7 protein-coding genes are annotated in these 12,093 nt (G+C 49.8%); 2 read left to right on the top strand and 5 right to left on the bottom strand.

All coding sequences use genetic code 11. The features are described 5' to 3' along the window. Positions 1-78: 78 nt before the first annotated feature. From L2725_RS16805 to katG, 3 genes are all read right to left on the bottom strand, one after another. Positions 79-1,254, bottom strand: a complete 1,176-nt coding sequence (locus L2725_RS16805; protein ID WP_248935923.1) for a mandelate racemase/muconate lactonizing enzyme family protein — start codon at positions 1,252-1,254, stop codon at positions 79-81. Positions 1,255-1,292: 38 nt separating this feature from the next. Then, positions 1,293-2,057 carry a class II aldolase/adducin family protein gene (locus L2725_RS16800; RefSeq protein WP_115137965.1) on the bottom strand — a complete coding sequence of 255 codons (765 nt, stop codon included), beginning with the start codon at positions 2,055-2,057 and terminating at the stop codon, positions 1,293-1,295. Between the two features lie 172 nt (positions 2,058-2,229). Then, complete coding sequence (gene katG, locus L2725_RS16795; RefSeq protein WP_249249998.1) at positions 2,230-4,446, bottom strand: catalase/peroxidase HPI; 2,217 nt, start codon at positions 4,444-4,446, stop codon at positions 2,230-2,232. Between the two features lie 275 nt (positions 4,447-4,721). Here katG and L2725_RS16790 point away from each other — a divergent pair, with 275 nt between their 5' ends. Together L2725_RS16790 and L2725_RS16785 are read left to right on the top strand one after the other, a co-directional pair. Further along, positions 4,722-5,354, top strand: coding sequence for a DsbA family oxidoreductase (locus L2725_RS16790; protein WP_249249997.1), 633 nt, complete (start codon positions 4,722-4,724; stop codon positions 5,352-5,354). Positions 5,355-5,460: 106 nt separating this feature from the next. Further along, on the top strand, positions 5,461-6,123 hold the full coding sequence (locus L2725_RS16785) for a spondin domain-containing protein (protein WP_249249996.1): 663 nt from the start codon (positions 5,461-5,463) through the stop codon (positions 6,121-6,123). Positions 6,124-6,299: 176 nt separating this feature from the next. Here L2725_RS16785 and L2725_RS16780 read toward each other — a convergent pair whose 3' ends face one another. Both L2725_RS16780 and L2725_RS16775 read right to left on the bottom strand, forming a co-directional pair. Beyond that, positions 6,300-8,885 carry an endonuclease gene (locus L2725_RS16780; RefSeq protein ID WP_249249995.1) on the bottom strand — a complete coding sequence of 862 codons (2,586 nt, stop codon included), beginning with the start codon at positions 8,883-8,885 and terminating at the stop codon, positions 6,300-6,302. Positions 8,886-8,959: 74 nt separating this feature from the next. Then, positions 8,960-12,085: an ExeM/NucH family extracellular endonuclease gene (locus tag L2725_RS16775; protein ID WP_249249994.1), complete on the bottom strand. Its 3,126-nt coding sequence runs from the start codon at positions 12,083-12,085 to the stop codon at positions 8,960-8,962. Between the last annotated feature and the right edge of the window lie 8 nt (positions 12,086-12,093).

The following is a 12,093-nucleotide window of genomic DNA, read 5'->3' as shown; positions in this document are numbered from 1 at the left end:
TTTTAAGACGAGAACAAAAAACCGGCTCAGAGTATTTCTGGCCGGTTTTTGCTTGTTGTACTTTCAGCGATTAAACCGCTATTTGATAAGTATATTGGGCGAGCGACTCACCACTTCATCATTCAGTTCAATGCCAATTCCCGGCGCATCTGAGACCTTGAACTTACCATTAACCGGCTGAGGGTCCTGAATACACAACTCACGGTTCCAGGACTTGATGGCATAGGTATGGTGTTCGTGGATCAGGAAGTTGGGAATCGCAGTTTCCAAATGCAAAGATGCAGCCGTCGCAACCGGGCCACCACATACATGGGCCTGAATGCGAACATCAAAGATATCGGCGTAATCGCACACCTTTTTAGTCTCGGTAAAGCCGCCACACAGACCGATATCAGGCTGCAACACATCCACACTCTGATCTTCCAGATAAGGACGCACACCCCAGCGATTATATAAACGCTCACCACCGGCGATAGGCACCGCTACCTTATCGGCAACCTTGGCATGCAGTGAGTGGTTAAGATAGTTCACCGGCTCTTCGTAGTACATGCAATCAAACTCTTCGGCAATCGCTCCCAGCTGTATCGCTGTGGTGGCTCCGGGCAGGCTGTGGCATTCAAAGATAATATCCACTTCATCACCCACGGCATCGCGGATAGCCTGCATGCGAGCGCGGTACAACTTCATCTCCGCGCGGGAGATAATCTTGGTGCGCTCATAATAGGTGTTGCCATCTTTGTCATACATGATGGGGTCAACCTTAACCGCATCGTAGCCTTCAGCGACCGCTTTAAGTGCAGCCTCGGCATACTCTTCAGGGCGATACAGTGCCTTGAACTCTTTATCCCAGTCGAACTGCAATTGCGACGCATAGGTGCGCAGCTCATCATTTACTTTACCGCCCAGCAACTGATAAACAGGCTGATTAAGCGCTTTACCCTTAATGTCCCACAAGGCAGTATCAATGGCGCTCATGGCGGCATAGACCACAGGTCCGCCTCCCAGGCCCCAAAAGCTTTCCCTGAGCATGCGTGCCCACAGCTTCTCGGTTTGAAATGGATCATGGCCAATCAAGAATGCCTCGGCCATCTCTTTAATCATGTTGGCAGCAGCACTGTGCCCCAAATCATAGGCCAACCCCGCCTCACCCACTCCGCTGATACCTTCATCGGTATGAATGCGCACAAATACCGGGTTCCAGGGTGGACGCTCCGGACAATGGATATCAAAGACCTCTACCGATACAACTTTCATCTCTTCTCCTTGAATTTGGGATGCCTGCAATCAAGCTGCTAGTCCATAAAGCCCGGATCCAGGCGGTAAGCTTTACGCAGTAATGATGGCCAGGCTTTCTGCCCACCGGTGGAGCCGGAGTGCACTAGATTGGCCTGGGCATAAATATTGTCCTGAATGGACTGGGCAACAGGTATGGCTTGCTGACCACTGGATTGGATCAGCAGCTGCACCTCACAGGCACGCTGCAGGTCATACATGCGCATAAACGCATCTGCCACGCTTGGGCCCACAGTTAATGCACCGTGGTTAACCAGCAGCATATGATTCCTGTCACCTAAATCCTGTTGCAGACGCTGCTGCTCAGCCATATTGACCGCCAGGCCTTCATATTGGTGATAAGCCAGTGATGGCAGTGAAAACATAGAGTATTGGCTCAGGGGCAACAAACCCTGCTGTTGACTGGCTACCGCTATGGTGGCCGGGGTATGCAGATGAATCACGCAAATAGCATCATGGCGAACCTGATGTATGGCACTGTGAATAGTGAATCCAGCCGGATTGATAGCAAAAGGTGAGTCATCAAGCACATTCCCGTCCAGATCTACCTTCACCAGATTGGATGCGGTGACCTCATCAAACGCCACGCCAAAAGCATTAACCAAATAGGTGTCAGAGTCCGGCACTCTGGCTGAAATATGGGTGTAAATAAGGTCGCCCCACCCCATATCAGCAACCAGACGATAACAGGCTGCCAGATCCACTCTTTGCTGCCATTCAGCCTCGCTGACCTTGTCCTTCACATTTAACTTTTCCAACTCCATCCAGGGCAGCTGTGCCACGACTTTCTCCTTAAAGCAACAAAGCGTTACGCGGGTTTAATTCATGTTAAATTTTAACAGTGAGCAGAGCAACCGACATGATGATTATTCATCCTGCAGCGGACGTAAAAAAGGCCACCCAAAGGTGGCCTTCTCTCACTCTAAATCAGGAGTATCAATCTAGAGCGTCAAACCTGTCGTTATTCATCACCTTGTTCCAGGCATCAGCAAATTCAGTCACAAACAGCTCGTTACCGTCATTAGAGGCATAGGCCTCAGAAACAGCGCGCAGCTCAGAGTTAGCCCCGAAAATCAGGTCCACAGAGGTCGCAGTCCACCTGGGCTTACCGGTTTTACGGTCAACGCCCTTGTATACTCCGGGCTTATCCGTCTTCTGCCACTCGGTGGACATATCCAACAGATTGACAAAGAAATCATTGGACAAAGTACCAGGCCTGGATGTCAGCACACCGTCCTGACTCTTGCCGGTGTTGGCATTCAAAGCTCGCATACCGCCCAGCAAAGCTGCCATTTCCGGCACACTCAACCCCAGCGTTGAAGCTTTTTCCACCAAGGCCTCTGTCGGTGGCAATAGACTTTCTTCAACAAAGTAGTTTCTGAAGCCGTCAGCCTTAGGCTCCAGTACGGCAAAGGAGGCGACATCAGTTTGTGCCTGCGATGCATCGGCGCGGCCGGGAGTAAATGGTATTTTCAAGGAGATGCCACCATCTTTAGCCGCTTTCTCGATCGCGGCATTGCCTCCAAGCACAATCACATCAGCCAGGGACACCTGCTTCCCGCCTTTGGCCTTTTTGTTGAACTGTTTTTGAACTTTCTCAAGCTTTTTCAGCACCTTTGAGAGTTGTTTTGGATCGTTTACCGGCCAGTCTTTCTGTGGCTCGAGAGCCAAACGGCCTCCATTGGCACCACCACGCATGTCGGTATTGCGGAAGCTGGCTGCCGCCGCCCAGGCGGTTTCCACCAGCTCAGGCACAGTCAAACCGGTTTTTAATATATCGGCTTTCAACCTAGCCTGATCTTTGGCATCGATCAGCTTGTAGCTCACGTTTGGAATTGGGTCTTGCCAGATCATCACCTCAGCAGGAACATCAATGCCCAGATAGCGGGCTTTTGGTCCCATATCTCTGTGGGTCAGTTTAAACCAGGCTCTGGCAAAAGCCTGTTCAAATTCAGCTGGGTTGTTCAGGAAGCGAGTGGTGATTTCGCGGTATGCAGGATCTTCTTTCAGCGCAATATCAGTGGTAAACATAATCGGCGCATGACGTTTGTTTGGCAGGTGGGCATCAGGCACCAGATTTGCCGCCTTGCCATCAGCCGGGATCCACTGAGTGTGACCCGCAGGGCTCTTGGTTTTCACCCAGTCAAAGGTATACAGCCAGGTCAGATACTCCATGGTCCACTTGGTAGGGTTGGATGACCAGGCACCTTCAAAGCCACTGCTGACGGTATCTTCGGAATGACCCTTACCACATTTGTTTTTCCAGCCAAGTCCCTGCTGCTGTTCAGGGGCGGCGGCGGGATCTGCCCCGACACATTTATTGGGGTTATGGGCGCCGTGCGCTTTACCAAAGGTATGGCCGCCGGCAATCAGGGCAACGGTCTCTTCATCATTCATCGCCATTCTGCCAAAGGTATCGCGTATCTCCTGAGCTGAGGCTAAAGGATCCGGGTTACCGTTGGGACCTTCAGGATTAACATAAATAAGCCCCATTTGGGTTGCCCCCAGCGGCTTGGCCAGCTCACCTTTTTTATTGTGGCGTTTATTGTCCAGCCACTGTTTCTCTGCGCCCCAATTTACCTTTTCAGCTTCCCAGTCATCATTACGGCCACCGGCAAAGCCCAGGGTTTTGAAACCCATGGATTCCATGGACACATTGCCCGCCAATACCATTAAATCGGCCCATGACAGATCTGCGCCATACTTTTGCTTTACAGGCCAAAGCAGTCTGCGGGCCTTGTCCAGGTTGACGTTATCCGGCCAGCTATTCAGTGGCTCGAATCTTTGCTGACCGCCATTAGCGCCGCCACGTCCGTCGAATATCCGATAAACACCGGCGCTGTGCCAAGCCATACGAACAAAGAAAGGCCCATAGTGACCATAGTCTGCCGGCCACCAGTCCTGTGATGTGGTCAGTACTTTTTCTATGTCCGCTTTAACCGCATTGAGGTCCAATGAATTAAAACGGGCGGCATAATCATAGTTTTCGCCATACGGATTGGATGTTGCGCTGTGTTGGCGCAATGGGGACAAATCAAGCTGCTCAGGCCACCAATACTCATTGGTGGTTGGCGTGTCAGCAGCCTGAGCGGTACCCAGTATCAAACAACTGGATAATCCGGCAGCCAGCACGACCTTAAATTGATGTCTCATCTAACCTTCCTCTTCCTTGGTGACGGGGATATCCCCGAACAGAGCCTGACCTCAAAACAAGCCCGGCGGGCAAAAGACTACCTGCAGCACGTCATTACCCTACCGTTTACTTAAGCTACGACTGAAATACCCACATAGCCAATGGGTATTCCAGATTGAGAACATCTATTGAACAGATGAAAGCGAGAACAGAGACAATCTGTCTGGCCTTGCCACTGCATGCTTCAGACGTTAACTTTGATAGAGTTTTGAAACCTTTAATTCAGGAAAACAGCATGCCACTGACCATAGATTTCTATTCCGACATCCTGTGTATCTGGGGCTGGATTGGCCAGCATCACAACCGTCAATTGCTGAAACGTTGGGACCATACTCAGGTTGAGTGGCGATTCCGCTATCTGGAACTCTATGGTGATGTCAAAGCCAGGGTTGAAAAGAACTTCAAGGGTGAAGAGGCATGGGACAAATATGCTTCAGCCGCAGAGCGATTGGTGAGTAAGTTTGAAGGCTTATCTGTACACCCGGATATCTGGCGCAAAACCCGGCCAACTACCTCCATGATGGCCCATCAAGCCATTAAGGCGGTAGAGCAAACCCATGGCGAACTGGCCGCAATAGAGTATAGCAACAGAGTCAGGGAGGCATTTTTTGCCGAGGCCAGAGACGTCAGCCAGGCCTCAGTGTTAACTGAACTGTTAAAAGAGCAGTCCATCGCCCACCATGACCTGACCACTCACCTGCAGGATGGCTCTGCACTGGCCAAAACCATTGCCGAATTTCGTCAGGCCGAAAAAGATAAAATTCCCGGCAGTCCATCCTGGGTGATGGACAACAATCGCTACCGCCTGTTTGGCAATGTAAAACCTGAGATCATCATTGCCACGGTCGACAGCCTGGTTGCCAGATAACTGTCACCTAATTGCCTTAGAGTTGTGATGTTTTCGTGATGATTTGCCCGCTGTGAGCTTGTTAGCGTAACTCCTGCTGACACCATACTTTCACAGCGAGGATACTATGAAAAAATCACTTTCGGCTTTGCTTGTTGTATCAGCAATGACTACAGCTCCAGCAATAGCGAATGACTATTATCACGGTAATAAGCAGTATCAGGTCACTGTCACCAATCTCACCAAAGGCATTAGCTTTACCCCTTTGTTTGCCGCGACGCACAGGAGTGGCGTTGGCCTGTTTACTCTGGGGGAACCGGCGTCTTACGAAATGTCACGAGTGGCTGAAGGCGGCGATATTTCCGGGTTGATGAGCCAGTGGAATGCAAACCGCAGAGTGCATATGACCACCAATACAGAGGGTCTACTGGGTCCAGGGGAATCTGTTACTTTTACCATCTCAGGCAAGAGTAGGTTCAATCGCCTGTCCATGACCTCCATGCTACTGCCCACCAATGATACCCTCGCCGCTCTTCGTGGCGTAGAGATGCCCAAATGGGGCAGTAAAACATACAGGTTCAAAGCATTTGACGGCGGCAGTGAGACCAATGATGAGCTGTGTGCAAATATTCCGGGACCACAATGCGGCGGCGAGCCCTTTTCAGATGATGATCCCGGTGAGGGTTATGTCTATCCCAGCCCGGGAATTCATGGCGAAGCCGATTTAAGTCGCGCGGCCTATCAATGGCAGGGGACCATAGGTAAGGTCAAAATTACCCGTATTCGTTGATAAACATAGATTGGTTAACGCCTTACACCAAAGGCAACCGGTATGATGAAGTGGCCCAAAGAGGCTATGAAGTGCAGGATGCACACCTCCTGGCATTACAGCCATTCCGGACGGGTGGCTGTTTTTTTTTGGAAAAAGAAAAGCCGGGGTTATTCCCGGCTTTCATTCGATACAACCTAGGCTTTTCTGCGACGCCAGAATGCCAAAGGTAACAACAGAGTCAACAAGGCTCCCATAGCCCCACCTTCCGGCTCTTCCCAACCTGCACTCGCCTGATTTTTCACGGTGACGGTCAGTGTTTTGTGAGCATGGTGACGACCATCAAAGGCCTCAAGCGAAAACACAAGTTCAGCATCCAGCTCAACGTCTGGCGCAGTGAAGTCCAGCAATGCGCCATTTGGTTTAAACTCAACGGCTGTGCCGGAAACCTGAGTCCAGGTATATTGAATTGCATCGCCAGTACCTGTCTGAGCAGGGGTGGCTTCAATACTGACCACACCACCTTCATCGACCGAGGTTTCACCAACAAATTGGATATCTGCATCAAGCGGTTTGTCTTCGATGGTTATCTCTATTAAGTGGGTTGCACTCAACTCACCGTCGGTGACGGTCAGCTCAAGCTCTACCGTTTCGTTTTGAGCAACCGGTCCTGAAACAGCGCGCAGCAGTGCCCCGTCCTGAGACATGTTCAACTCAATCCCGGAGGCATGACTCCACTCAAACGTCAGGGGTTTGCCATTGGCAGCCGTGGTTTTGGCAGCATCCAAAGTAAAGCCAACACCTTCAACCACTGTCGCAGGGCCTTCAATCATGAAAGTGACATCAAGTTCAGGACCACAGTCAGCACCATACACCTGCTGTACCCACTCAGGGTTATCTATGTATGGGTTTCGGTTACCCTGATATTCATAAACTGCATCGTTACGTTGACGGTCGGCGTCACCAACAGGATCTTGCAAGTGCCACTGATACAAAGCACACAGCTTACCGGCTTCATGCTTATCAGCATCAGTGCCGATCTTATCAACCAACACCAGATCCGGCATATTGCCGTTACCACCGGTTTCATAGCGGGTGTCCATATAGAACATCATACGGGCCACATCACCTTTGACTTCGTCTCTTGGCTCAAAGGCGCTCATACCAGCATTAACATAGTTGCCCGGAGCTCCAGTCAACTCTGTCGAACCTTCCAGTGTGGCGATGTTGTCAAAGTCATAAGCTGCTCGGGCACCGTTGACTGAAACATCAGTTGGGCGCAAGTGGTGTGCATCTGTATAGCCCCACAGGCTCTCACTCGGGAAGCCATGGCTCTTTGGCCACACGTGTTCACGATTCCAATCGCCTTTGTTACCGCCATTATCGTACTTGGAGATGGATTTACCTGAATACAGTTCAATCACGTTCTTTGGATTGGCAGGATCTTCATCTGAATAGGTCAGTACCGTCCAGACACCTTTATATGAGAGAGGCTTTTGCCCCTGCAAAGCAACAGCTGACAACGCCGCTTTCCACTCCTGAGGGGTGTTCAGATCAGCAGTCAGTACGTCATTGTAGTAGAGGTCAAAGTTGTACTTGGTGGCATCAGCCACTTTTTCCAGATTTTCACAATTGGTACATGGAACATCTGGATCAGGATCTGGTCCTGGTGGCGTCGAGTCACAAGCGCCTTCGCCGGGGCAACCAATACCATCAGCCGTGTTGATATCAAAAACGGCCCACTGAACATCAGTCCCAGGGAAAGGAGCCTTAGCATCAGTATCACCAACAGTGACATTTTCTTTTCGGCGCAAAGTTTTATTTGCGGAAGAAAACCCTGTTGTGTCATCGGTCCAAGTAATCTTTTCACCAAGCTTACCAAAACGGTCAATAACGACATTATCTTTATACAGAATTAATGTGTCATCACCGTTAAAGAAGGTTACATTCGAGCTTATGCCAGTTTTTTTAAATTCATCATCTCCAGTATTGTTATAAAAAACTAAAGATTCATTTGGCTTTAAAGTGCCGGATAGGATTTCTGTATTTCCAGGCTTCTCTGGTTCTGCTGTGTCGCTAAACAGTACTAACTTATACTCATGAGCATCTAAATCTAGATCAGCACCACCCACATTAGAGATTTCTATAACCTTGTTGTTACCGCTACCCTCAATATACTCAGTGATTAACAGCACGCCCTCTGATGAACCAGCGCATGCTTCAACACCTGAGCACCCTAGTCCATCTAGAGTGTCTTTATTGAATACTTCCCATTCACCTGCATCTGAAGGAAATGGAGCGGTAGGATTTGTATCACCACTGATAACAGACGCTTTCCGTCTTAAAGTTTTATCTTTAGAGTTAAAACCGGTACCAGCATCTGTCCAGGTTTTGTCCTCACCTTTAACACCAAAGCGGTCAATAACCACATCATCTTTGTACAGTATGTATGCATCATTGCCATTATGGTCAATAATCGTTGAAGCTATTCCAACTTCAGTTTCAGCGTCTTTGTGGCGATAGACCACACTTTCATTTGGGGACAGCTTTCCAACTAATGATTGAATGTAACTAGAGTTCGTTGCCCCATTTTTATATTGAACTAACTTGTATTCATGAGCAGAGAGATCAACCTCTACTGCTCCCATATTGGAAATCTCAATCGCTTTGTTTTGACCACCACCTTCAACATACTCAGTTATCACCAGATTGGCGCTGGCCTGCGCCGAAAAGCCGCCCAGCGCCATCAGCGCCAGTGCGATTTTTGTAGGATGGGTTTTCATTTCTTATCCTTAAGACTTTATTTTGATTCGACGTCATGCCTCCGCTGGCGACAACCAGCGGAGGCAACAAACAATTAAGCCTTGAACCAACGACGGCGCAGACCGGTCAAACCCAGCAGGGTCAATAGACCGAACAGGCCAGTGGCACCACCTGTACTATCGTGTGGCTCTGTCACCAAAGAAGGCACCAGGGTGTCGCGCTTCTTAACTTCCACCAGCACAGACTGCTCTGAGCCAGGCACGACTTCGCCATTGCGACGCAGCGAGAAATCGGCGTAATAGGCCGCTTCCGGGGCACCGAATACCTCAAATTGCACCAGCTGCTGACCGTCTTGCTTAATCACCACGCTCGGTAATACCAACTGAGTCAGATCCAGACGTTCTTCATCATCCTCAGGAGTCAGGTTGATATGGGCAATATCACCAGCCATCACTTCGACAGACTCAGGAATTTGATAAGGGGCCGTCATCAGCTTGTCCCACAGCGGCAGGCGCAGCTCTTTACCAGGATCTGTCTCGCCAGGCTTATAGCTCAACGAGATAATGGCCGGATCATGGTCAGAAGATCGGAACTGACCTGGCTGATAGAAGTGATCCACCGAATCACCTTTGTACTCCTGGTTGTAGTCGTATAGTGAGGCTTCAGGAGCGTTGATGTGCCAATCAGTCGCATCGAGCAGGCGGTCAGACAATGATGGGGAGATCAGAATATAATCCAGAGAACCCACCTCATCGTTGTAAGAGTAACTCCAGCCGGTTTCACCTCGCTCAGCGCTCTTGAGTGCCACTGAGTCAATGTAGCCATAACTCTTGGTGATATTGACCGGAGACCCATCGGTATTGAACTGAGGCTTCTTGTCGATATAGGTGTAACTGGCAGTGGTCAGCGTCTTGTTTCTTGGGTTATCGGTCAACACCAGCATGGCGTCTTCCTGAGCATAGGAGTTTAAGTCACCCAGGATGATCTTGTCGCCAGGCAGCTTTTCCATCTCTTTACCCAGGTGATAAGCCGCTGCAACGCGGAAATGTTCACAGGAGCCCTGCGCGTCCAGATCTTCAGGATCATCTTCCCAAACAGTAGCATCACCGAACTCTACACCCTGCCAATCTTCCCAACAGGTTGAGCCTTTGGACTTAAAGTGGTTCACCGCCATCGACAGACGCTTGCCTGTACCGTTCACGATAAAGGTTACGACAAGCGCATCCCGGTTGTAGTTTTGACCATTCTCAAGCGCTTCGCCGCGATCATCTTTAATCACTTCATTGAGGTCGTTAACGATACTCGGAGCCTTCTGCTGTGGCATGGCAATAACACGAGTACGCTCGATGCTGACCTTACTCGGACGATAGATAATACCGGTGGCAATCGCATCTGACCCAATGGAGTCCAACTCATCCAGGATCTGGTTACCATTGTGATCAAAGCCTACAAATACATAGCGGTTCTCAGTGGAGTATGGCTTGTCATAATCCTCAGGCCATTCACTGTTGTAGAAGGTGTTCACTTCGTTAACCAGATCGGCAATAGCACTGTCCAGACCAAAGCCGTTATTCTCCATCTCCATCAGGCCAAGAATATCTGCGTCCAGTCCACGAATCGCCTCAACCAACTTGGTTTTCTGCTGAACGTACTCTTCATAGTTGTCAGCACCGCGGTTTTGACCAAAGTTGTTCTGATCGCCACCAAAAGGTGAGTTGAAGTAGTTGAACAGGTTCTGAGCTGCCACCGTAATATCGAAGTGATCTTTCGGCACTTCAGTTGACAGTTCTGGTGCATCGGTCCGCTTGAGGTTGTGAACAAAGTTCTGGCTGCTTAAGGTGTTGGTCACTGTCAGGGAGTAATCGCCATAGCTATAGTTGATCACGCCTTCCATACCAACGACGCTGTCATCAATGCGGATGTAATTACGCTCAGGTTCACTGTAGAAGTCTGGATAGTAGGGAATTTTACCATTCGGTGCCTTATCGGCACTTTCAACGATCAGCCGGTAATCATCATTCTGCTCACGTGCAGCAATAGATTCTGGACTGCCGGCAACATTCAGCTGGTTAGGCTGGAAGTTGGGGCGCAAGTAAGACAGGGTCATATTGTTACGGAAACTGTCGTAGTTGAAACCAAATGTCTTGGTGACCCGCATATCCTGCTTACCTTCCTGCTGAAGATCCATATCTTCAGGCAGACGAACCAGCATACCTTCGTAACGCTCCAGCGTATTGGCGAACACCCCCTGGTCAGACTCAAGTACTTCAATATCGACCGCATCGGTGGCGGTAAAGTTATCGTCGGTAATTTCCCAGGAGGTTGGAGAAAGCTGGGTTAACCCGTAGAATTCTTTAACCTCACTCTGCAGACAGACTGTCTTGCCCTTAAGCCCTGCGGTGTCGCCTTTGGTGTAGACGAAAATACCATCAGAAGTCAGCGGGTTACCGTCTGATATCAGATCCCGCATATAGAAGCCCTGAGTCGGGTACTTGGCCACTGCGGTCACGATCCCCTGCACCACCACCTTTTCACCCTTTAATGGGGAAACATGGCCTTCACCCTGAATAACAGAAATGTTGGTCAGGTTTTCACAGACAAAAATTTCGGCCTTAGGTGCCAACTCTGGAGAGCCCATTCCGGTCAGGTTTGCAGGATTGATCTCCAGCCACTGAATAGCGTCAAAGTCTTTGGCCTGACCGGGCACTTCACCCTGGTCATTGACGCGGCGGCGCAGTGTACTGTCTGCCGCCCAAACACCGCTGTCACCTTTAGCACCAACCCGGTCAATCACCGCACCGCCATGCTCAAGTACAAAACCATCGTTACCACTGAAGTAGATGTCAGAGTAGCTTCCGTTACCCTCACCTACCAGATGGATGCCACCTGCTTTGGTAATCTCATCCTTGTAGCTGTCTGATGCGCCCTTATTCAGTAACACCAGCGATTTACCGGCAGGAATTGTCACGCCGGTCAACAACAGGCTGCCATCAGCCTTTTTCATGTCGTTGTCATATTTTCCATTACTGTGGATCACCGCGCGGGTTTCGTCAGTAAAGGTAAAATCTTCAGTGGCATGGGTATTGGTAATCTCTACAGAACCAATACCGGCATCCCCCTCTTTTTGAACCATTTCAGTGATCAACAGATCCTTTACACCGGCATGAGCGCCCGCAGAAACAATACTGGCAACCGCCAGGGATAAAATACTTTTCTTCATATCAAACA

The sequence above is a fragment of the Shewanella corallii genome, assembly GCF_023349125.1.
GTDB lineage: Bacteria > Pseudomonadota > Gammaproteobacteria > Enterobacterales > Shewanellaceae > Shewanella > Shewanella corallii.
Note: the sequence above shows the minus strand (reverse complement) of the source record. Positions and strands in the feature narration are given on the sequence as shown.

Excerpts from the sequence above, each read along its gene's own strand:
- L2725_RS16780 (WP_249249995.1), bottom strand. The coding sequence starts at position 8,885 with ATGAAAACCCATCCTACAAAAATCGCACTGGCGCTGATGGCGCTGGGC.
- L2725_RS16790 (WP_249249997.1), top strand. The coding sequence starts at position 4,722 with ATGCCACTGACCATAGATTTCTATTCCGACATCCTGTGTATCTGGGGC.
- L2725_RS16785 (WP_249249996.1), top strand. The coding sequence starts at position 5,461 with ATGAAAAAATCACTTTCGGCTTTGCTTGTTGTATCAGCAATGACTACA.
- L2725_RS16800 (WP_115137965.1), bottom strand. The coding sequence starts at position 2,057 with ATGGAGTTGGAAAAGTTAAATGTGAAGGACAAGGTCAGCGAGGCTGAA.
- L2725_RS16805 (WP_248935923.1), bottom strand. The coding sequence starts at position 1,254 with ATGAAAGTTGTATCGGTAGAGGTCTTTGATATCCATTGTCCGGAGCGT.
- katG (WP_249249998.1), bottom strand. The coding sequence starts at position 4,446 with ATGAGACATCAATTTAAGGTCGTGCTGGCTGCCGGATTATCCAGTTGT.
- L2725_RS16775 (WP_249249994.1), bottom strand. The coding sequence starts at position 12,085 with ATGAAGAAAAGTATTTTATCCCTGGCGGTTGCCAGTATTGTTTCTGCG.